Origin of the sequence: Paenibacillus sp. JZ16 (assembly GCF_015326965.1) — a bacterium.
GTDB lineage: Bacteria > Bacillota > Bacilli > Paenibacillales > Paenibacillaceae > Paenibacillus_AQ.
Window position 1 is genome coordinate 395424 of the sequence record NZ_CP017659.1, and the last position, 22745, is coordinate 418168.

A 22745-nucleotide genomic window follows, 5' to 3' on the forward strand; every position below is an offset into this window, starting at 1 on the left:
TCTTATGGAGGGGCTGCGGCTTTTTCATTTGGAATAATGGATCACCATACTTAACCGGTTCATGGAGGAGCCGGAGTTATGATAAACATGCGGTTTATCGGCCTTAAACCGGATGGATTCCCCTTGCTTTACCGTATATTCCTCATGATCGATACGAATGGTGATCTCCCCTTCGAATACGGTAATAAACTCCTCCGTCCCTTCGATATGAGCCTCTGCACTTAAATAACCGCCACAGTCCATTTCTAACGAATACATTTCAAATCGCCGCCCTTCCTCAAAAGGGAAAAAAGGATAAATTCGAACTTTTCCGTGATCCTCCACCAGCGCTTGCACCTCTTCTTGGGATACCACGACCGTTTCGGATTGAGGCTCATTAATCAAAGACGTAAAAGAAAGCTTTAACCCGTTCGCGATTTTCCAGACGGTTGTTATAGAGGGACTCGATTCTCCTCGTTCGATCTGGCCCAGCATCGTTTTGCTGATTCCGGTCATCTCCGCGACTTTATCCAGGCTTAGCTTCCTTTGCTCTCTTAGCAGCTTCATATTATTCGCCAATATTAAATGAATCGGCTTCAACATCATACACCGCCTTTTTTAGATTGTGCGTTATAACATACATATTGTATAATCATAACGTACGGACGCTATAACGTACAATTATTACTACTATAACATACGCGAAAGGAGGGAGCGCGTGTTCATCGTTTCGCTGTTGACCTATGCGATTGTCGCTTCATTTACGCCCGGACCCAACAACATCATTTCGATGACGAATGCACGGATCCACGGATTTAAGAAAACGATGCGCTTTATCGGAGGGGTAGCAGCTGGATGCTTGGTCATTATGCTGTTGTCCAGCTATTTCAATCTGGTATTATATCCATTCATCCCGAAGATCAGGTTTGTTATGAATATCATCGGATGCTTGTATCTGATCTATCTTGCCATAAAAATCATGCAGAGCAAGCCCTCTCATGCAGATGATAAGGCACGTGGATTCAATACCTTTTATTTCGGGTTCATCTTCCAGTTCATGAATCCGAAGGTTATTTTATACGGGATAACAGCTGTATCGACCTTCGTCATGCCGATCTCTACTTCCCATGCACAGTTGATATCCTACTCGTTATTGCTCACGATTGTCGGCATTTGTGCCAACATGACCTGGGCGCTATTCGGTTCGCTGTTCCAGCATCTGTTATCCCGATATGAGCGCCCGTTTAATATATTGATGGGATTGCTTCTGCTTTACAGCGCCTTTTCTATTTATGCCACGAACTGATTTGCTAGCTACAACGTAATGTCATCGCTCCTCAGCCAAAAGAACAAGGCTTCCCGAATCACAATCCGGAAAGCCTTGTTTTGTATTACTCGAAAATGTTGGAGATCTGCTCTTTCAGTTTGTTAGCAGATGCATGAAATTGGGTTAGTTCCTCGTCATTAAACTCGAGATTCAGAATTTCCCGAACGCCTGTACGATCAACCACACAAGGTACGCCTAAGTATACATCAGACACACCGTGGTAGTCCGTGAGCAGCGTGGATACATTGAGAACGGAACCTTCGTTTTGCAAAATGGAGACGATGATCCGATCGAGCGCCAATGCGATTGCATAGGAGGTGGAACCCTTGGCGTTAATGATTTCATAAGCCGCATTCTTGGTGCGGTCGAAAATATCTTCTTTTTCACCGTCAGTCAGAACGATTCCGATCCCCGCGATGTTGGCAATGCTCCAGAGCGGCAATTCGGAATCACCGTGTTCCCCGACGATATGGGCGTGAATGCTGCGCGGATTAATGCCTTTGTTTTGACCAATCAAATACCGGAAACGGGCGCTATCCAGCAAGGTGCCGGAGCCGATCACGCGATTGACTGGGAAGCCGCTCTTCTTCAACGTGACGTAAGAGAGAATATCCACCGGATTCGTAGCCACAAGAATGATGCCGTGGTCATTGTATTTCACGATGTTTTGGATAATATCGTCAAATATCGCCGTATTTCGCTTCAATAAGTCAATTCGCGTCTCGCCGGGTCTTTGGTTGGAGCCTGCGGCAATGACAATGATGTCTGCATCCTTGCAATCGCTGTAATCTCCAGCCCACAGCTTGACGCCTCCGGCAAAGGGGAGGCCGTGATTCATATCCAAGGCTTCACCAAGCGCTTTGTCATGGTTCGCATCGATTAATACCAGTTCAGATACTCTTTCGCGTAAGAATAAGGTGTACGCAGTCGTTGCTCCCACAGCTCCCGTACCGATGATCACCACGCGGGACGGACGCTGAGCTTCATTTTTTGTCATAAGTGTTTCGCTCCTTGTACTGAGTTAATGAAATTTGGTGAATGGTATACTTCTGATGAATTACCCTAATAAAAGGCTGCCGGAACAGTGAATCCCTAAGGCTTCATCGATAGTAATGATAACATATTCAGGAAGATTTAAGCAGCGGGATTGTGATATATTTCATCCTGTGTGTTCATTTTTAACTTTGACACTGTCAGAAACCATACACCTTCATCAGGGGAGGGGGATCACGCTTATGCCAAACGCGGTCACAGGTTATTATCGGCAATTCTATCAGGTATAAACGAAGTAAGCAGTTGCCTTATTTCCTGAATCATGACCCTCTGATATTCATTACCGTCATGGTAGAGCTCTCCGATCTTCTTGTACGTTTGGTCCAGTTGTTCTTGATAGGATGCAGCTTGTTTATCGGGGTGGTTCCTCTTGAACTCATCCATGACGTTCTGGATATACGCCGGACGAGCGCCCCAAGTTCCGAGTACTTCTCCTGTGCTTGCATGGAGGAAGACAGCAATCGGCTGTGCGCGTCCGCCATCCGTTAGAAAAAGGTCCATTGTTTCCATATGATCTTCCATGATGAGCACGTCGGACGGAATTCGGCTATATTCCAATATTCTAAATAGGACAGGTACATTCCATATGACATCCGGGCACCAATCCGTACAGAGAATCAGGCAGTGCAGATGGTTGAATGGGTTTCGCTCAGAAGTGAAGAATCCCTCAGTCTCTTTGTTCTCCCACTGGAAGCGATCATAGACTTGTCTGAATAATTCCTTCGTATTTGGGATTCTGCTCAATTTCATTTCTCGAATCTTCATATTCTCCATGAATTGGAGAGGCGTTAAACCCTGGCCGATTTTATGTTGGAGATGGAGGGGATGAGACATAGGATCATACGTCCTTTCATAACGTAATAGATTCATATTGAGATACATCCAAGTTAACGTTAGCTTAAGACAAAACTGACCATACAGAAATGGTCAGTTATTATCTGTTTATGAAAGTCAGATGTACTGAAGGTTGTGTTACCGAATGAAGCTATTCGTGAATAGGATGCGCAACATAGGCTGAGTTTCATGTATAATTCATTAAACATACCTGCCATTACGACAGTAAATTTTATTAATATAATGCCTGAGGTGGTCCCACTTGTTTGATATTCTTCTACCCGAGCAAAGCGAGTTCCCATTATACCAGCAGTTATATCTGCAAATTCGTGAGGGTATCCGTAATGGGGTCATTCCCGACGGACAACGATTGCCTTCTGTTCGTGCCCTCCAGCTTCAGCTCAATATAAGCAAAACGCCGATCGAGACGGCTTATCAAATGTTAACGTCTGAAGGGTATGTGATCAGCAAACCGAGGTCGGGGCTATATGTCATAAATCCATACAAGGAACTATCTCACCATCATCAACAGCGGACCCCCTCCATAACAACGATGTCAGTTATGAATTCCAACGGGCACTTGAATCAAGGTCAAGGTGTTATTGACTTTAATCCAACTCGATTAGATCAAGCGTCCTTTCCGGTACGAACCTGGAATAAAATGCTCAAGGAAGCGCTGGAACAGCATGTGAGTGAAATGGGAATGTATGGGGATCCGCAGGGCGAATACGGGCTGCGCACCGTGGTTTCGGAATATCTGCGAAATTCCAGAGGGGTTATTTCAACACCTGGTCAAATTGTGATCGGCGCCGGCACGGCCTATAGCATGGGGCTGCTTACCAGAGTACTGCCAGGACTTAAGCACATTGCGGTTGAGGAGCCGGGTTACAGCTTGGTACGAGATCAATTTCACTTGAATGGCTGTGATTTACTTCCGATTACGCTTAGTGATAAGGGAATCTCGCTTGACCAGCTGGAGAGCAGCCACGCACAGCTCGTATATGTAACACCATCTCACCAATTCCCGACGGGAAGCATCATGCCTTATCCGGAGCGGGAACGATTACTGGAGTGGGCCAATACCAGAAATGCATACATTATCGAGGACGATTATGACGGTGAGTTTCGTTACCAGGGAAAACCGATTCCTTCCCTGCAAGGGTTGGATCATAACGGGCGGGTCATATACGCCGGCACGTTCTCGAAAGTGTTGACTCCGACACTGCGTATGAACTATCTCGTTCTGCCACCGGCCCTGCTGAATCACATATCCCACAAACGTCAGGAAGTATTCTTTGCCCCTTCACGCGTGGAACAGTGGGCAATGACCGCGTTTTTTGAACAGGGGCATTGGTACCGTCATATTCGTAAAGTACGTAATCTGTACAGGAAGAGACATCATCAGTTGATTGAGTTGGTTGAGGCTTATCTTGGCAGGTTTGTTGAAATTACGGGTCAGAATTCAGGGCTCCATATTCAGCTGATCGTCAAAAAAGAAGTGTCCTCGGAGGAATTGATTCAGAGGGCGGCGAACGTCGGGGTTATCGTGTACGACCTGCGAAAAATGTGGATGAACGACCAGCAAGATGCAAACCAGTTCCCGAGGTTATATATGGGATTTGCAAGCTTGAACGCCGCTGACATGGAAAAGGGGATACGGCTTCTGAAGAAGGCCTGGAACATGGATTGAACATGGCTTGTTAATATCTGTCTTTTATAAAATATTGAAACTGACCATTTCATAAGGGTCAGTTTCTTGTTTATGATAAGAAAAAAAAGTAGGAGTGCGTGCTATGATCACCCAAAGTGAGGTAAGAGCATATTTAAACCGTTTAAGAATTTCGGATATTCAGGAACCGACAAAGGAATATTTGTTCGAGCTGCATAAAGCCCACGTGGCACGAATACCTTGGCAGACCTTGGATATTTTTGCTGGGAAACCGACATCCATCGATATCGAGGAATCGGTACAACTTATGATCCATCAACGAAGCGGTTATTGTTTTCATCTGAATGGAGCCTTTACCGCGCTTCTTCGAGCCTTAGGTTATAAGGTATCTTGGCATCGGGCAGGAGTACAGCCTTTAGGGCAAGAACCACGGATTAACGGCTTCCATCTCGGGATAACGGTAAGTTTATTGAATGAACAACTTGGGGAAGAAGAGCGGTGGCTCGTGGATGTCGGTCTTGGCGATATGCCATGGGAACCGATCCCATTGAAATTCGGGGAATACATACAGGGACCTTTTCAATATACGCTTGAGCCGTCTCGCATAACGGATGATGGCTGGAGGCTGATCCATGATCCCCATTATTCATATGTAGGCGTAGATTATGCCCCTGATGTTGTGAACAGCTTGGAACTATTTAAATCAAACCATGAATTTTATAGCCGATCACCGGAATCCCCGTGGATGGAGCTGTTCATTGTTAGGCAACGGCACGAGCAGGGCATGAACGAGCTCAAAGGCTGCATATGGAGAAAGTGGAGCGGCAATACCCTGGATAAGATAGAGATTTCATCGAAGTCGGAATGGTTCGAGATCCTGGCGGACATATTTAATGAGCCGCTCGTCAACTATTCCATGATCGAACGGGACCTGATATGGGATAAGGTTTACAGGCAGCATCAGAATTGGAGGAAGCTTATGGAGAATGAGCAAGTATAGAAGGAACCGAATGATTCACTTTATCTCAGTTCTCCAGCTGATCCTCAGCGGCATAGAACACGCTAAACTAATCTATCACTTGAGTAACCGGAAACGCAGATGATAAGATGGTACATAAAATTCGTGTTGTGAAGCATCGTCTTATTGCTTCATAACCTAGCTGTAAGGAGGTCTATAGTCATGGCAACCATCGAAGATTTTACCAAGCTGGATATTCGGATCGGGACGATCGTGGAAGCAGAGCCATTCCCGGAAGCGCGCGTTCCCGCCATCAAAATGAAGATTGATTTCGGCCCGCTCGGGATCAAGCGCACCAGTGCCCAAATTACGAATCGATATGATGCGGACACCATCATAGGTAATCAAGTCGTCGCTATCGTCAATTTTCCGCCTAGACGCATAGCTGGCTATCAATCCGAAGTGCTTGTCCTCGGCGGGGTACCGGAGCAGGGAGACGTTGTGCTTCTGAAGCCGGATGTTGATCTGCCGAATGGTACTCCCATCGCTTAAACCTATTTCATCAGTCGGTCCGGTCGCTTGCGGCTTGGACCGACTAGATGAACCTCACCTCGCTGCGTCTCTTTAACAATTTAGCGGCTCCTTCCGCAATTTTCTGAACACCGATTTCGATGAGTTCCTCCTTCACCTGAGATACGCTTAGTCGTATCATGGATTCGTTCTTAAACTCAGGCAAGAACATGCTGCTGGCATCCTGAGCATATACGTTCTCATTCTCCAGATAGTGAACCAATTGATATGCTTTTAATGGTTCTGGCAGCTGGATCGTGGAATAAAATCCGGATGGCGAACCCGTAAAGGATAAGAAGGGCGGCAGGTGATTTTGGTAAGCCTGCTGGAGCAGAGCCCCTTTTTTACTATAGGTCTGCCTCATCCTCTGAATATGTGCTCGGAACATCCCGTTCTTCAGATAAATTTCGAGGGCGCCTTGCATGAGCACCGGACTGTGTATGTCCGCCGCGTGCTTCGCCCGCTGGAATATTTCACTCATCGCTTCGGGGATCACAGCCAAGCCCAGCCGTAGTCCGGGGAGCATGACTTTGGAAAAGCTCTTCGTGTAGATCACCCTGCCAGAGGGATCGAAGGCAAACATCGGATCATGTTTCGAATCCGGATCCAAATCTCCCATGTAGTCATCCTCGATGATATAGACATCATACTTCTGCGCAAACTCTACTATCCTTTTCTTCTCCACATTGGTATAACTGTAGCCTGTTGGGTTATGGAACCTTGAGACCGTATAGAAAAACTTGATATCCCGAGTTTTAAAAATGTCCTCCAACCGCCCAAAGTCGATGCCGTTCTTCGTAACCTCTATCCCGTATGTCACGGCTTGATGAATCTTGAGGGAGTCCATCATGCTAAAGTGCGTGGGCTGCTCCACGCAAATATTGTTCTTTCCGTTAGGAAAAGGAAGGGAGACCAGCAGATGCAGCGCTTGCTGCGAACCGGACACAACAAAGATCCTTTCAGGAATCGTGAAGACCTGCAAGTCGATTAAATGCCGTGCTAACTCAACACGAAGTGACTGCAAACCCGGAATTTGGGAATAGGTGAATAACTCTTCTTTATATATTTCAATTGCTTGGTTCATGCAATGCTGAAAGTCTCGGTAGGGCATGACCGTTTTGTCAGGTCCCGCAGATCGAAAATCGATCACTTGGTCCGCTGGGTTCGAGAGGTTTATGTTTCCTCTGCCCTCCACGACATAGTAACCACTCTTGGGAACAGCATAGATAATATGTCTCTTTTCCAATTCAGCATAGGCCCGTATGGCTGTATTTTTACTGCATGAATAGGATTCTGTCAAAGCGCGGATGGATGGCAGTTTGCTGCCTGGCTTTAATAAACCATCCAGTATTTGGCGTTCAACTGACTGAATAATGTCGGTGTATTTCATATCTCGTTATACCTCCATTCGATCTGTACGGGTACAGAGCCGGAAAACATGCATTCTCACAACAACATGCTATAAGTATACTCTACAATACAGCAGGGGTTTGGTTCGATATTGTTTTAATTGAGAAGGTAGGGATCATGATGGAGGTTTCTCTGTGGAGCTTACTTGCTATTGCACTCATAGAAACCGGGATTGCGATTCAAAGGAAACAACATGCCAAGCTGTTGATGTTGATTGGGATGGATTGTGTGCTGATCATGATCATTTTCATCGTTAGGAGAACGATGTAATGACGATTAATACGGGGGTTGAGGAATGGGATCGATGCATTTTAAATGGACATGGCTCTCCTTGTGCCTGATTGTGATGGTAATCCTTACGGGCTGTGACCGCATCAAGGAATCGGATCCGGGAGAGATTGTGAAACAGTATGTGGAATGGTGGGAGCAGGGCAGCTACGAATCGATGTATGATGTGCTGTCACTGGAGTCTAGACAGAAGATGACAAAAGAGGATTTTATAACACGATTTCGGAACATTTATGAGGGGATTGGAGCAGAAGACCTCACCATCACGACAGACTTTACGGCTCAGGATGCAAGCGAAACAAGGGATGAGCGAGTGTTCTATCCCTATCAAATCCAATTGGAAACATCGGCAGGTCGGGTGCAGGCAGAAGGTTCGTTTGAGCTATTAAAAGAGGAGGATCCAACCGAGACTAAGAAGCTGTCTTGGCGAATGGTGTGGCAACCTTCCTTGATATTGCCGGCTATGGATGCCTTGGATAAGGTGAACGTGCAGACGTTACCATCCAGCAGGGGCGAGATTTTGGATCGTAACGGTCACGGTCTGGCCATTAATGGCACGATTGAGGTCATCGGTATCGTTCCGGGTAAGCTCGGCGCCGATGGAGAACAGACCTTGGTTGAATTAGCTGAACGCCTGGGGATTTCGACCGAGATTATGAAGCGTAAGCTTGATGCGCCGTGGGTGAAAGACGATTTGTTCGTACCCATCTTGAACCTCAATGCCCAGCAGGGCAGAATGGATTACAGTGATCTGCCAGGCGTTGTAAAGAAGAAGGAACGTGCTCGAGTCTACCCTTACGGCGCGGCGGCAGCACATCTAACAGGCTACATCCGACAAGTGACAGAGGAGGATTTGGCCCATGCGCCCGAGGCGCAGTATAGACCGACTGAACTTATAGGTAAATCAGGATCCGAGCAGGTATATAATGAAGTGCTGCGTGGCCGGGACGGTAAGCGGATCTCGATCGTGGATTCCTCGGGTAAGGTCAAAGAAATCGTAGCCGAGAAGGAAGCGGTAGATGGTCAGGATATTCGTTTAACCATTGATGCTGAACTTCAAAAATCCATATTTGCTTCATTTCGTGAGGATGCAGGTACCGCAGCAGCCATCAACCCCAAGACCGGAGAAATCTTGGCATTGGTTAACAGCCCGTCCTATGATCCCAATGCTTTCATTGTTGGATTATCGACAGAGCAGTGGGATGAGTGGAACCACAATCCGGATAAACCGCTATTGAATCGATTCACGAAGCTGTACGCTCCGGGCTCGGTATTTAAACCGATCACGGCTGCGGTTGGTCTGAAGCTTGGGGTTACTACCCCTGGAAAGGTCAGGGAGATCCACGGCTTGCGTTGGTCCAAAGACCCGAGCTGGGGAAATTATTACGTGACACGCGTGAAGGAAGTACCCGTCCTGAATCTGAGAGATGCTCTTGTGTATTCAGATAACATCTATCTGGCACAGGAAGCATTGGAGATGGGTGCGGATCCTTTTCTGAAGGAAGCTGTAAAATTCGGGTTCGAAGAGGGATTGCCGCTTCCATTCCCTTTCCCGAAAGCAAGCTTGGCTAATGAGGGGATCAAGAACGAAATTCAACTCGCGGACTCCGGATATGGTCAAGGTGAAGTACTCATGAGTCCTTTACATTTGGCATTGGCCTATACTCCCTTCATTAATGGCGGGAAGCTGATTCAGCCTGTACTGGATTTATCAGAGCAGGAGAACAAGCCTCAGAAGACAAGAGAGGTGTTGGATTCGGACACTGCCGGAATCATCAAGCGTATGCTCGTCGATGTGGTTCAGGATCCAAAAGGCAGCGGACACGGTGCTGATCTATCGGGCATTGAGCTTGCAGGGAAGACGGGAACCGCCGAACTGAAAATCAGCAAAGGCGAAAAAGGACAGGAGAACGGATGGTTCGTTGCGTTTGACACGAGGGAGTCCAAGCTTCTCCTTGCGATGATGATAGAGCATGTTGAAGATCGGGGAGGCAGCGGGTATGTCGTGAACAAAGTCGCGCCGATCTTGCAAAAATATTACGAAAAAAAATAGCCTTGAAAATAAGCTGACGAAAAGCTCTTGTTATGCGAATTGGACGGTTGTAATATGGAATAAAACTAGTCGGAGATGATCTTATGAGTAAGATTCAATTCTCAGTCCAAGTTCGATTGGTATCCGATCTTACCCGTTCCAAACAGTTCTATGAAGAAGTGCTGGGTTGCGAAGTGAATGACGTATGGGCGGTCAGGGATGATTTTGCGCTCGGATTCAAGCTGATTCAGGCGGAATCCCGCGCTGATGTCACACCCAATCCAGCGGGGAAGGACCATGCGACGCGCTGGGATACATACGCTTACGTGGGTACACATTATGATTTGGATGCGTTGTATGAAGAACTGACCTCCAGGGGGGCCGAAGTGGCACAGGAACCTGTATTCATGGAAGCGGACTGGGGCGTGTGGAAGGATTTTGCGATTCAAGATCCAGACGGCTACGTAATTGGATTTGGCTCCGGGATAAAGGACTAGGTGGGTGCGATGTCGGACATTGATATGAAGCAGGTCCTTATCAGCAGCGACCCTTCGCTGTTGGATTTGGATGCCATTGTACATTTTTTGCGGCGAAGCTACTGGGCTAATGAGCGTTCTGACCAAAAAATCAAAACATCGTTAGAAGGTTCTACGTGCTTCGGGGCATATTACGCCAACCGACAGATCGGTTTTGCTCGTGTGGTAAGTGATGGCGCAACCGTCTATTGGCTGTGTGATGTATTTGTGGATGAGGCATATCGTGGAATTGGCGTGGGGAAGAAATTAATCGAAACGATTACGACCCACGAGGATTACCGAAATGTATTCGGTATATTGGCAACGCGGGATGCCCATGGTCTGTATGAGCAATACGGTTTTGTCCGCGATCATGGAAAAACATTGACTCGTATGCCGGATTTTCTGCGGAAGGATTAGTTTAGAAGGGGGATTCCTCAATGATTATATGGGTTAACGGCGCATTCGGTTCGGGGAAGACCCAGGCTGCGCATGAGCTTCAGCGAAGAATCCCGAACTCGTACGTGTACGATCCGGAAAATGCAGGTTACTTCATTCGCGATAATGTGCCAAGAGATGCCAAACGCGATGACTTTCAGCATTATCCGATGTGGAGGGAGTTTAATTACTCCATGTTTAAGTATATGGACCAGGAATCGGATCAATTGATCATTGCTCCGATGACCATTACAAACGCGGAATATTTCGATGAAATCGTTGGTAATTTGAGACGTGATGGCGTGAAAGTAGAGCATTTTACATTGTGCGCTTCCAAGGAAGTGCTCCTTAGACGGCTGCGGAGCAGAGGGGAAGGTTCGAATTCATGGGCCGCACAACAAATTGACCGGTGTATCAGCGGATTCTCGAATGAAGTGTTTCAGCATCATATCGACACGGATCATCTATCGATCGATGAAGTGGTCGAAACGATCGGTGCTTTGGCAAATGTGAAGCTGTTGCCTGATCATCGCAGCTCCGCCAAGAAGAAACTCGATCGAATCAAAACCAAATTTGCGCACATCCGATTTTTTGGATAACAAGTGGATGGATTTTCACATTTGAAGGTTTATTCGAAAGTTCGTAGTGTAGAGTTTTAGCGATAGCGGGAATATAACTATAGAAAAGGCGATTTCTCATATTGGGAAGTCGTCTTTTTCTGTCTGTAAGGTAACAGAAAATCTAACTGACAAAATATTTTATATGCAGCTAAATATTTTTCCTTAATGAAAAACAAGCTATATATATACGAATATTCTTAATGAAATCAAGAAAAATGGAGAAATCCATTAGAATGAGATCTGCGAAATTATAAAATTCCATTGACAAAATCCTAAAGATGGATTATTTTTTGTACATAGGAATTAAAGTTGCATTAGAGCAAAATAATTGGATCGCGGCAGGACGAGGTTTGAGAATGTCGTCTAAGGATTGAGCAAACTCATTATTGATGTGGAGTGGAGGAGAAGAAGAAGATGAAGAAGAGGACGAATAGAAACAGGATATTATTAGGGGCAGCCGCCATTCTGAGTTTGCTGCTTGTATTAACCGCTTGCGCTACGGGAGAAGTGAAGCAGGAAGGAACAGCCGGTGAACAAGGGGATAAGAAAATCCGAGTGGTTACAACCATTGGACAGATTGCGGAACCCATCTCCGTTATTGGGGGAGATCGGGTCGAGGTACTGAGCTTGATGGGGCCTGGCGTCGATCCGCATTTATATAATGCTACCCAAGGCGATATCAAGAAACTGGATAGTGGCGATGTTATTTTCTATAGCGGGCTTCATCTCGAAGGCAACATGACGGAAATATTCGAACAGATCGGTAAGAACAAACCTGTACTGGCGATTGCAGATGCCATCCCGAAGGATCAATTGCTGCAGGATGATACGCAGGCCATTGATCCCCATGTGTGGTTTGACATCGATTTGTGGAAAGTGTCTTTGGATTCGGCCGTAGAGGAGTTGAAGTCTCTTGCTCCGAATGACGCTGACTATTTTGAAGAGAACAAGCAGAAGTATTTTGCCCAGCTGGATGAATTGAAAGCCGAGGCCAAGGATAAGTTGAGTCAAATTCCGGAAGAACAGCGGGTGATGGTTACCGCTCATGATGCATTTGGGTATTTCGGCCGTTTGCATGGCCTGGAGGTAGTTGGACTGCAAGGATTGAGTACGGAGGATGAAATCGGCCTCTCGGACATTAACGGAACGATCGATATCCTGCTGCAGCACAAGGTGCCTGCCGTATTCGTTGAGAGCAGCGTCAATCCAGCTTCCATTAATGCCGTTATTGAAGGTGCTGCCAAGAACGGGCTGGATATAAAGCTTGGAGGAGAGCTTTTCTCCGATGCCATGGGCGAAGCGGGAACAACGGAAGGAACTTATATCGGAATGTATCGTCATAATGTCGAAACCATCTATCATGCATTAACAGGAAGTGGTGAATAAAATGTCTGTACTTCAAGTTCAAGACCTCAATGCATCCTATCGTAAAAATAAAGTGCTCCACCAAGTCTCCTTTCATGTGGAACAAGGCTCTTTAACCAGCATTGTCGGGCCAAACGGCGCCGGTAAATCAACGCTGTTAAAAGTCATGCTGGAGCTTCACCCCAAGCTGTCCGGGAATGTGTCATTCTTTGGATCAAGCTTAAGCAAAACCAAGACCCGTGTCGGCTATGTGCCGCAGCGCGGATCCGTGGACTGGGATTTCCCGACCGATGCACTGGATGTTGTCATGATGGGTCTATACGGCCGGGTGGGCTGGCTGAAACGACCGAACAAGAGCCATAAGGAAAAAGCGATGGCATCGCTGGATCAAATGGGCATGGCGGACTTTGCCGACCGCCAGATCAGCCAGCTCTCCGGCGGACAGCAGCAGCGCGTATTCCTCGCTAGGGCGCTTGTCCAGGATGCCGACCTCTATTTCATGGATGAACCGTTAGCTGGTGTTGATGCGGCAACCGAGCGGGCGATTATGACCACGCTGAAGGATCTAAAAATGGCCGGTAAAACGGTCATGGTGGTCCATCATGATCTGCAGACGGTTGAGGATTATTTCGACCATGTGCTGCTTCTGAACCGTACGGTCATTGCACATGGGAAGACGGAAGATGTATTCACGAAGGAACATGTATACCGCGCCTACGGCGGTTCGCTTCGCTGGATGAAGGAGGCGTAATTCATGCTGAATTTATTATTATCTCCGAACACGCAATGGGTGCTATTGAGCACATTAATTCTGGGCATGGCAGCCGGCATGATCGGCTGTCTCGCCTATTGGAAGCGGCAAAGTTTGATGAGTGACGCATTGTCTCATGCGGCTCTTCCGGGTGTCGTGGTTGCATTTGCATTGACCGGAAGCAAGAATCTGCTGGTGATGATACTCGGAGCTGCTGTCAGCGCCTTAATCGGAGCCTGGATGATCCAGTGGATCCGTACTTCCAGCCGCATTAAGGAAGATACGGCCATGGGCATGATTCTATCCGTATTTTTCGGACTGGGCATTATGCTGCTTACCATTGTGAACCGAACAGCGGGCGGGAATCAGAGCGGACTGGATAACTTTATTTTCGGTCAGGCTGCATCCATGGTTCGTAAGGATGTTTTTACGATGCTCATTCTGGCTGCTTTAGTTATTCTGGTTGTCTCGATTGGCTTTAAGGAATGGAAGCTATTCCTGTTTGATCCCGATTTTGCCCGGGGATTAGGGATGAATAGCCGTCTGATGAATTCCCTCTATATGGGGGTGCTTGTTCTTGTCATTGTCATTGGTATTCAGGCCGTTGGCGTCATTTTGATGGCGGCCATGCTGATCATACCTGCCGTAAGCGCAAGATATTGGACTCAATCCTTCAGAATGATGGTCATTTTGTCGGCAATATTTGGTGGCGGCTCCGGGTTTGTCGGCACCTTGGTCAGCACGATCGGAAAAGGATGGCCTACAGGACCGTTTATCGTTGTCGCCTCTTCCGTATTGTTCACGGTTTCTCTGGTCTTCGGTGCCGAGAAAGGACTGCTAATCCAGGCGCTGCAGCTCCGCTCTCAGAAAAAAGAACATATGGACTCCAATAACCCATCGGTTCTAAGTCCGCAGTTGTCCGAAAGGGGGAGCAATCAATGACCTATACAGGATGGATATTGCTAACGGCTTCTCTCGTCGGATTGTCTTGCGGTATCGTTGGCGTGTTCCTGATACTGCGCAGAATGGCGATGATGGCCGATGCTATCAGTCATACTGTGCTGCTTGGGATCGTAACGGCTTTTATCGTCACAAGAGAATTAAGCGGACCTCATATGCTGATCGGTGCGATTATTGCCGGATTGCTGACAGCGGTTCTCGTTCAATGGTTTCATTCCCGGGGCGTTCAGCAGGATGCTTCCATCGGTGTTGTATTTACAACCTTGTTTGCGATTGGCGTCATCCTGATTGCAACCCAGGTTGGCAATGCCCATCTGGATACCAAGCATGCCCTCATGGGTGAGATTACGTTTGTGCCTTGGGATGTGATGTACGTTCCTCTATTAGGGGAGGTACCCAAAGCTACCTTCATGCTGGCAGCCGTACTCCTCGCTGTACTGATCGTCATCCTGGCGTTCTATAAGGAATGGAAGATTACGTCCTTTGATCCGGCTTTGGCGGCCAGTATCGGCATTCCTGTCGTGCTCATGCACTATGTATTTATGTCGCTGGTCTCCATCACGACGGTTGCATCGTTTGATGCCGTGGGAGCGATCATGGTGGTGGCTATGCTTATAACACCTGCCGCAGCAGCCTATCTATGGACGGATAAACTCTCCATCATGCTGGTGTTAAGCGGAGCCTTCGGCGTCATTTCTGCATTCATGGGTTACTATGTCGCGTTATGGCTGGACACCTCCATCTCAGGCTCTATGGCATTTGCTACCGGAATTGTATTTATTCTCAGCTTCCTGTTCTCTCCGAGACATGGCGTGCTTTCCCGTTATCTTCATAAATTTAATACACATGGCAGTGAAGAGAAACTGGACGGTGTATCCTGAAATAAGGGATGCTGCATGAAGCTTGGGCGATGAGATGCCCAGGCTTCTTTTTGTCTTCCAAAACATGGGGTGTGTTATAATCAGGAATTAATGCCGTGGTGTGAAGAAGGTTATTTCAAAGGAGTGAGTACATATGCAGATGGAGTCGACAAGACTGGTGATCCGGGATTTTGAGGAGGAGGATTTTGCTAGTATTCATGCCTATGCCTCTGACCCATTAGTGACCGAGTATACGATGTGGGGACCGAATACGGAAGAGGAAACTTTAGAATATTTAAAGGAAATCCACCAAATGAAAGAGCAGAGCCCCCGTGACAGCTATGAACTGGCGATCGTGCTAAAAGATAACGGCCAGTTAATCGGCGGTGTAGGTATTCACCGATCCAAGACAAACGCAGAGCTTGGGTACTGCTTGAATTCCGCCTATTGGCGACAGGGTTATGCTTCAGAAGCTGCTAGCGTGATGTGCCGTTTTGGTTTTCAGGAGCTGGGAGTTCATCGGATTTACGCCACCTGCAGGCCGGGAAACATCGGGTCAGCTGCGGTTATGCGCCATATCGGAATGAAGCAGGAAGGGCTTCTTCGTCAGCACCTATGGTTTAAAGGGGCTTACCATGATTCCTATTTATTCTCCATCCTCAAAGATGAATTCGAAGTTTAAATCTATCACATGGTTAAGGAGCTTCTGCCTGTATGGATAATACCCTATTGTTGATCCGTCATAACGGAATTTCGATTTACGAGGAAGCGTCAGGTAAAGTGTATTATACGAAAGAGAATCATGTGTCCGTTGTTGTTCTGGCTAAGCATGGCGATCAACTGCTGTTGATCCGTCAATATCGCGCCGCCGTGGATGACTACGTCATTCAGTTACCCGGTGGTGGCGTAAGCGAGGAGGAGGATCTGGAATCGGCAGCACGCCGTGAGATGCTGGAGGAAACGGGCTGCACCTGCGGCAAACTTCATTATCTGGGCAAGCTCTATCCGGCGTCCTGGAGATGCAATGAGATTGCCCATGTTTATTATACGGATGAGGTAATCAGTCAAGCGGATCAGCAGCTCGAGGGATACGAGAACATCGACGTAGTAAGAATGAGCGTAAAGGATTGCCTGCACCGGATTAAGGAGAATGAGCTTCAGGACTCCGAGCTGGTCTTTGCGATGATGCAAGGTCTGCTCAAGGGATTCATTCAGAATAATTAATGGAGGTTTCATATTAAATGGAGTTTGTTGTGATTTTCATGACCGTGTTAAGTATCATCGTTGCCATCATTGTCATTCGTTACGCGATCAATTCATCCAAAATCATCATTAGAATGGATGCCATGATACAAGAGATGAGAATGCTTCGAAAGGATGTAAATGAGCTTAAGGAGAACAAGCATATCGTGGATAAAAGAGTATAAGTCGATCTCGATCCACCATGAACTATAATCCGTATGAAGAGCCGTGCCGATACAGAACTTGTCTGTATGGGGCGGCTCTTTTTTTCGTGAATGATGGACAAATTCATCATTTATGCCGCGGTGACAAACTTGGCGGCCTTGGAACGAATATAATTCACTATGAGCATAAAGGAGTGTTCGACCCATGGGAAGGCATCTGCTGATCTATGATGTGGAGTGGTGGATTTTAGGTAAACATGCAAAGGTCATTCAACAGTTTCACCCATCCCTGGATCTGATGTCCATCGGGGAATTGGATCGGTATCTGGAACGGCACAGCAGTGAGGATATGAATCAGGCCTATGACCGAATCGGTGCAATGTGCTTGGGAATCGCAGCCTATTGTATTTTCAAGCATATTCGTATCAACGCCTCGGCAGCGGTCTCTTATTATTATTTCAGTCAGAATTACGAAACCTTTCGCGAATGGATCGGTGACGAACTGATCCCCGACCCGGAGTTTCTCAGGCTGGTCATTCCCCGAATCGGCGTAATCGGTGCGATGAACCAACAGCTGACCCAAGCGCTTAGACAGGTGGCTCCGGAGGCTAAAGTGGAATATATCGGGCATTTTGTAGACCATCGGTTATTCCAACCATGCAAGATATTGAGCAGGGGTAGTGCTCCGTTTGTCATAGGCTGGGCCGGAGATCCTGCGAAACGATCCAAAAATTACGCTACGTTATATAAGCATATCCGTGACCATTTCCGCCAAGATGAACGGATTCGATTTATTGAAACAGCCGGAGCTTACTCCTATGAAGAGATGCCTAAATTTTATCATCAGCTGGACCTGCTGCTCATCACTTCGGCAAATGAGGGCAGCGCGGCTCCTGCACTGGAGGCCTACGCATGCGGGGTACCCGTGTTAGGAACAAATGTGGGTAACATTAAGGCTGCGGCTCATCCGGATGCGCACGGCTTGATCTTGGACAGTGACAATCCGGAGGATTTTATCAACATGATCGATCAATGGATGGGACAGCGGCGTAAGCTGGCTGACATCGGACAGCAGTGCAGGCACTACATTGAGTCATATTGGACGATAGAACAAGTAATAGAGCGCTGGTTAAGGGTGTTATTCCAATGGGAGAAGCAGCCGTGAAGGAGGGGAGCCTGTGTTAGATCGAGTATCCGTGCTGATTCCGTATCAATCGGATGGAAACGGACCCAGAGATACAGCGTTTGAGTGGGTATTGGGCTTCTACGCACGGATGATGCCGGAAGTCGAGGTATGTGTAGGCGAAATAGCGGACGCAAGGGAGCTCTTCAGCAGATCCAGGGCGATCAATCGTGCGTATCACCAGTCTACCAAAGACATTATCGTGATTGCGGATAGCGATATCGTCTACGACCCGAATCTGTTGAGGGAATCCATTACTTACGTGAACAGTGGGCAGTGGGTCATTCCCTTCAGCCGGATCCTTCGTTTATCCAAAGAAATATCGCATCTGCTGCTGCAGCAAGAAAACATATGGCCATTGACCGTTAAAACTGAAACAGCCGCGGAGCAGGCGACCGCATTTGTTGGCGGATTTAATGTGCTTGGCCGCGAAGCCTATGAAACGGTAGGAGGATATGATGAACGATTTGTCGGTTGGGGCGGGGAAGATGAGGCTTTTGCCTATGCGCTGGATACTTTGGTCGGCAGCCATATCCGCCTGGGAGGGGAAATGGTTCATTTTTGGCATCCATTCGTAGGACCTGACGGGAATCCCAACTACGATTCCAATTATGCACTGTATCTGCGCTATCTAAAGGCGCGCGGCAATCAGGAAGAGATGCGGCTATTGATTCAGGAACCATCTTCTCAATAAGGAGGGGCGAATAGCTTATGAGGCTGTCAGTTATTGTACCGGTATTAAATGAAATCACCTTCGTTCCATTGTATATAGAAAGTGCCATCCGTTACGCGGATGAGATTATCATTGCCGATGGTGGCAGCACCGACGGGACCATTGAGGAGATCGAGCGTCTTCAGCAGCGCTATGCGATTCGACTGTTCCATGTCCAGCAGAGCGGAATGCCATACACCGAGGATTGGAACGAATCCGTGGTCCGTAATTTTTTGATTGATCAGGCCCAAGGAGACTGGATCATGAATCTGGATATCGACGAGCTGATGGATGATCGATTCGCTGATGTTTTGCCAGAGCTCGTGAACCGTCAAGACGTGGATATCTATCAGTTTCCCTTCGTTAATTTCTGGGGGGATCCGTGGACGATTCGGATGAATAGCCCTGGCGATGAGCGCTGGTCCAATGATATCACCCGAATGTGGAGGGCCAAGCAAGGAATACGCTATCGTGATGAGAAGCATCACTGCACGCTGGAAGCTGCGGATGGCCGGAGTATATGGAGTATCCCCCGCGGGCGATGCGATGTGAACGTGTATCACTACCACTATGCACTTGGCAACAAAATCAAGTACAATGATAACCGCCGAGGAGATGTCAATGTACAGATGAATCTCGGACAGCCGGATTGGACATTCAAGCCTGAAGCCTATGATATCGTCACAAAGCCTTATGAGGGCAAGCATCCTGAGGTTATCATGAACTATCTAAATCGGCGGGATGCTTTAGGATCTTAACCGAATAATCAAGAAATAACCCCTCCAAGACCTGATTGTAGAATCAGTCATCTTGAAGGGGTTACTTTTATTATTCCGTTGTCATATTGTTGAAGCGTGGACAGACGAGCATAAGTGGCTGACAGCTTGAGTTACCCCGACCCGGTCCAATACCTGCAGATTGGATATTTGAGTTAGCAAGGAATTGAGCTGCTGTTCATGATAGCTTAGGGAATCCACCCAATAATGATCGGAGTGGACCTGCGGGTGGACATCTGTAGAGCCGCAATATACGACTTGATCAAATCGAACCTCCGAGAACAGATCAATCCGGTTTGTAAAATACAGCCGCGGGCCTATTTTTCGGGTTCCTACGATGAGATGGCCATGATATACATGGGTGTACACAATTACTAGCAGATTCTCGTTCTCGCTCAAACCCTTCACAATCTGCTGCCAGCGTCTGGAATTGGTCTCCCAAACGGTAAGACCGAGCACCAGCACCACTTTTGTTCCGGCTTGATTGACTCTAGATGCGATTTCATCCGGACGATCTACCATATGAAAAATGCTATCCGGTCCTTTTGGCGACCTCCACGGTTTGTTCCATTTTTGTTCATAATAGGCTTTATTCTTATTCCATAACTCGTTATAGACATGATTCTTAAGCTTCTTGATCGTAACGCTCCCGTGATGATAAACAAAGGCGTCTTCCACGATGGCCAGGCGGTACCCTGCGTTCCGGACACGTTCACAATAATCATCGTCTTCAAACATCCCGAGTCCATAAGCGGGATCCAGTGCCCCTACACGTTCCCATACATTCCGCCTAATGGCTACACAGAAAAATCCAAGCAGATCGGTATAACGGTATCTTCGCCGGTAATACTCGTAGAATTCGCTAAGCCAGCGGGGGTGAGCGCCTTGAACAGCATCTCCTATAAAATGATCCAGCGCTTGATCGTTCCCCACGTGATTAGACATCGGACCCGTCATAGCTAACATTTCGTCTTTCTGAAAAGGTCTCAGCAGGCGCGAGATCCAGCTTCCATCCGGAACAAGCGTATCATTATTGAGCAGAATGATAAATTCTCCGCTTGATTGCGCGCATCCCAGCGTGTTGCCAGCGGCAAAACCGAGATTCGTAGGCGAGGTGATCACTTTGATCAGCGGATGATTTTGACTCCTGAGATAGGCGGATGTCTGATCATTTGAGGCATTATCTACGATGATTATCTCCAGGTTCGGATAATGACCCGGTTGAAGGAGTCGATGAAGGCATTGCTGTGTATAAGACCAGTTATTATGAACAACCAGGATTACACTGACTTTGGGGAACAGGTACTGCACGATATCACTATGAAGCACTTCATATCGATGATCCCAGTTGTTGAGCTCTGCAAACTGCTGGCGCTGTTCAATGACGCTATGCTCGGACTGTAGAAGGGCAGCTTCAATTGCCTCTTCAAATTGCGCGGGAGTATCCGCAATCGTGACCAGGTGATCTGCAACGGTTTTCACTTCAGGAAGTTCCGTAGAGATGACCGGCTTGCCTGCTGCCAAATATTCGTACAGCTTAACTGGATTGGTAGCTTGCGTCAGCTCGTTCTTCTTGAACGGAATTAAAGCGACCTGGAAGCGATGCAGATAAGCAGGGAGTTCATGGTACGGCTTCTCACCTAGCAATAATACGTTACTCAGTTCCTCGATCCCCGAGGTGTCACAGCCGAAAGTATTTCCAATGAGGACAAACGTCCAATCCGGCCGACTTCTGGCGAGTGACTCCATCAGCTGAATGTCAAACCAGTCGGATATTGCCCCGTAGTAACCAATTATCGGCTGATGAATAGACTCAAGCTCTGGCAGCGCCTCATCAGGCGGCTTCGTGAAGTGAGCAGTATCTGCTGCATTGCGGATAAGTACAGCCGAAGGATTGTACTGGGAGGCCCAGTCATGCAGATGCTGGGAGGTTGTTACCACGAGCCCCGCTTCTTGCAGCAGCTGTTCTTCCAGCAGAAGCATTGTCTTGTCGTTCGTTGAGAAACCTGCATGATGATCCATGCAGTCGTAGACGATATGATGCTGATCCATAGCGGTAACGAGTGGAGTCCAGAATGGAAGATCCACGATGGAGACCAGTTGGGATAATCCAAATTTATCCCTTACATGCTCTACCGACCACTTCAAATACTGGATATCCCAGTATTCCATTCGATCCCGGTACAAATTCAAAGGCTGATTGGCGCACAAGGTAACCAGCCATATATTACGATCAATATTTTTAACCTTAACCTGACGGCTGATTTCTTCTCTTGACGCTTCCTCTTTTCCTAACCCTACAATCTCGGGATTTACGTAGAACACTCGATGCCCCTGCTGAGCGAATTGCTCTGACATCTGCTGGGGGCGCTGCCATCGGAACTGCCAATCAATGACGGGAAACCGCATGATGTCGTACAACGGCATCGTACCAGGCTCGGGCTGCTCCCCAGCGGGCATGCTTACGTCCACGGCCTGGACAGGTGCCTGATCCATAAGTTGTATGGATCGCGGGTATGTCATTGGTAATGTGTACGCGGGAGTTGGAGGTGGAGCGGATCGCTTCCTTCGGATATATTTCAAGGCAAGTTGGCGCTGTTTCCATTGACGCAAGGCCGAGCGATGGGTTGAAGATTTACGTCGGCGGTAAGGCTTGATTTTATTCAAGGTTAGCCTCCTCTCTGGTGCAAGGGTCTATTTAACAAACTATGTATCATTCCAAATATCTGTATGGGTAGAACACCAGATGAAGGGGAAATACCGGGAAAGATTGGAAAGGGCACCACTGATTGCAGGCTTCCGGTGTCCAGGAATTTAGGCCATTTCCTTATCTTTGACCTTCCAGGTAGCCATTGTCCCGGCATTCACATAAGGTACCAATGACCAAACAAAGGGAGGGGCACTTGTGAGGAGATACTGGAACAGGAGTCTTGATGAGGGATGCAAAGAAATCACAGTCCGAAAAAAGAAAAAGCGTAAAAAAACCTCGTATTCGATATGGAGTAAATTTTTATCTCTGCGTCGAAAGCTCATCCGCAG

The 22745-nt window shown here is 47.5% G+C and carries 24 protein-coding genes; 19 read left to right on the plus strand and 5 right to left on the minus strand.

Annotated features, from left to right (window positions below; genetic code table 11):
• Positions 1 to 24: 24 nt before the first annotated feature.
• Entirely contained in the window at positions 25 to 579 is a 555-nt protein-coding gene (locus BJP58_RS01715) for a helix-turn-helix domain-containing protein (RefSeq protein WP_194544775.1), read from the minus strand.
• Between the two features lie 118 nt (positions 580 to 697).
• On the opposite strand from BJP58_RS01715, the gene BJP58_RS01720 reads away from it, so the two are divergent.
• Positions 698 to 1285, plus strand: a complete 588-nt coding sequence (locus BJP58_RS01720; protein WP_194542530.1) for a LysE family transporter — start codon at positions 698 to 700, stop codon at positions 1283 to 1285.
• Between the two features lie 85 nt (positions 1286 to 1370).
• Here the strand turns inward: BJP58_RS01720 and BJP58_RS01725 are convergent, their stop codons facing one another.
• Complete coding sequence (locus BJP58_RS01725; protein WP_194542531.1) at positions 1371 to 2303, minus strand: L-lactate dehydrogenase; 933 nt, start codon at positions 2301 to 2303, stop codon at positions 1371 to 1373.
• A 251-nt stretch (positions 2304 to 2554) separates the two neighbouring features.
• A complete protein-coding gene (locus BJP58_RS01730) occupies positions 2555 to 3109 on the minus strand; it encodes a thioredoxin family protein (RefSeq protein WP_233354864.1) in 555 nt (184 codons plus the stop codon).
• A 346-nt stretch (positions 3110 to 3455) separates the two neighbouring features.
• On the opposite strand from BJP58_RS01730, the gene pdxR reads away from it, so the two are divergent.
• From pdxR to csaA, 3 genes are all read left to right on the plus strand, one after another.
• Entirely contained in the window at positions 3456 to 4883 is a 1428-nt protein-coding gene (gene pdxR, locus BJP58_RS01735; RefSeq protein WP_194542533.1) for a MocR-like pyridoxine biosynthesis transcription factor PdxR, read from the plus strand.
• A 103-nt stretch (positions 4884 to 4986) separates the two neighbouring features.
• On the plus strand, positions 4987 to 5862 hold the full coding sequence (locus BJP58_RS01740; protein ID WP_194542534.1) for an arylamine N-acetyltransferase family protein: 876 nt from the start codon (positions 4987 to 4989) through the stop codon (positions 5860 to 5862).
• A 180-nt stretch (positions 5863 to 6042) separates the two neighbouring features.
• Positions 6043 to 6372, plus strand: coding sequence for a chaperone CsaA (csaA, locus tag BJP58_RS01745; protein ID WP_071220630.1), 330 nt, complete (start codon positions 6043 to 6045; stop codon positions 6370 to 6372).
• 43 nt (positions 6373 to 6415) lie between these two features.
• Here the strand turns inward: csaA and BJP58_RS01750 are convergent, their stop codons facing one another.
• Positions 6416 to 7780, minus strand: a complete 1365-nt coding sequence (locus tag BJP58_RS01750; RefSeq protein ID WP_194542535.1) for an aminotransferase-like domain-containing protein — start codon at positions 7778 to 7780, stop codon at positions 6416 to 6418.
• A gap of 137 nt (positions 7781 to 7917) precedes the next feature.
• Between BJP58_RS01750 and BJP58_RS01755 the strand changes: the two genes are divergently transcribed.
• From BJP58_RS01755 to BJP58_RS01825, 15 genes are all read left to right on the plus strand, one after another.
• Positions 7918 to 8070, plus strand: a complete 153-nt coding sequence (locus tag BJP58_RS01755) for a hypothetical protein (protein ID WP_194542536.1) — start codon at positions 7918 to 7920, stop codon at positions 8068 to 8070.
• Between the two features lie 25 nt (positions 8071 to 8095).
• The gene (locus BJP58_RS01760) at positions 8096 to 10141 is read left to right on the plus strand and encodes a penicillin-binding transpeptidase domain-containing protein (RefSeq protein WP_194542537.1); all 2046 of its coding nucleotides are present in this window, start codon (positions 8096 to 8098) and stop codon (positions 10139 to 10141) included.
• 83 nt (positions 10142 to 10224) lie between these two features.
• On the plus strand, positions 10225 to 10617 hold the full coding sequence (locus BJP58_RS01765) for a VOC family protein (protein WP_194542538.1): 393 nt from the start codon (positions 10225 to 10227) through the stop codon (positions 10615 to 10617).
• Between the two features lie 9 nt (positions 10618 to 10626).
• Positions 10627 to 11055 carry a GNAT family N-acetyltransferase gene (locus BJP58_RS01770; RefSeq protein ID WP_194542539.1) on the plus strand — a complete coding sequence of 143 codons (429 nt, stop codon included), beginning with the start codon at positions 10627 to 10629 and terminating at the stop codon, positions 11053 to 11055.
• 20 nt (positions 11056 to 11075) lie between these two features.
• A complete protein-coding gene (locus tag BJP58_RS01775) occupies positions 11076 to 11672 on the plus strand; it encodes an AAA family ATPase (RefSeq protein WP_194542540.1) in 597 nt (198 codons plus the stop codon).
• A 435-nt stretch (positions 11673 to 12107) separates the two neighbouring features.
• Positions 12108 to 13079 carry a metal ABC transporter solute-binding protein, Zn/Mn family gene (locus BJP58_RS01780; RefSeq protein WP_194542541.1) on the plus strand — a complete coding sequence of 324 codons (972 nt, stop codon included), beginning with the start codon at positions 12108 to 12110 and terminating at the stop codon, positions 13077 to 13079.
• Position 13080: 1 nt separating this feature from the next.
• Positions 13081 to 13809, plus strand: coding sequence for a metal ABC transporter ATP-binding protein (locus BJP58_RS01785; protein ID WP_194542542.1), 729 nt, complete (start codon positions 13081 to 13083; stop codon positions 13807 to 13809).
• Between the two features lie 3 nt (positions 13810 to 13812).
• A complete protein-coding gene (locus tag BJP58_RS01790) occupies positions 13813 to 14751 on the plus strand; it encodes a metal ABC transporter permease (RefSeq protein WP_194542543.1) in 939 nt (312 codons plus the stop codon).
• On the plus strand, positions 14748 to 15650 hold the full coding sequence (locus tag BJP58_RS01795; RefSeq protein WP_194542544.1) for a metal ABC transporter permease: 903 nt from the start codon (positions 14748 to 14750) through the stop codon (positions 15648 to 15650). The genes BJP58_RS01790 and BJP58_RS01795 overlap by 4 nt, the downstream gene beginning before the upstream one ends.
• A 133-nt stretch (positions 15651 to 15783) precedes the next feature.
• On the plus strand, positions 15784 to 16311 hold the full coding sequence (locus BJP58_RS01800; protein WP_194542545.1) for a GNAT family N-acetyltransferase: 528 nt from the start codon (positions 15784 to 15786) through the stop codon (positions 16309 to 16311).
• Between the two features lie 32 nt (positions 16312 to 16343).
• Complete coding sequence (locus BJP58_RS01805) at positions 16344 to 16853, plus strand: NUDIX hydrolase (RefSeq protein ID WP_194542546.1); 510 nt, start codon at positions 16344 to 16346, stop codon at positions 16851 to 16853.
• Between the two features lie 17 nt (positions 16854 to 16870).
• The gene (locus BJP58_RS01810; protein WP_194542547.1) at positions 16871 to 17056 is read left to right on the plus strand and encodes a hypothetical protein; all 186 of its coding nucleotides are present in this window, start codon (positions 16871 to 16873) and stop codon (positions 17054 to 17056) included.
• A 184-nt stretch (positions 17057 to 17240) separates the two neighbouring features.
• Entirely contained in the window at positions 17241 to 18200 is a 960-nt protein-coding gene (locus BJP58_RS01815; RefSeq protein ID WP_194542548.1) for a glycosyltransferase family 4 protein, read from the plus strand.
• A gap of 13 nt (positions 18201 to 18213) precedes the next feature.
• A complete protein-coding gene (locus BJP58_RS01820) occupies positions 18214 to 18912 on the plus strand; it encodes a galactosyltransferase-related protein (RefSeq protein WP_194542549.1) in 699 nt (232 codons plus the stop codon).
• Between the two features lie 17 nt (positions 18913 to 18929).
• Positions 18930 to 19688: a glycosyltransferase gene (locus BJP58_RS01825; protein WP_194542550.1), complete on the plus strand. Its 759-nt coding sequence runs from the start codon at positions 18930 to 18932 to the stop codon at positions 19686 to 19688.
• A gap of 81 nt (positions 19689 to 19769) precedes the next feature.
• On the opposite strand, the gene BJP58_RS01830 is transcribed toward BJP58_RS01825, so the two are convergent.
• Complete coding sequence (locus BJP58_RS01830) at positions 19770 to 22373, minus strand: glycosyltransferase (protein ID WP_194542551.1); 2604 nt, start codon at positions 22371 to 22373, stop codon at positions 19770 to 19772.
• Positions 22374 to 22745: the final 372 nt, after the last annotated feature.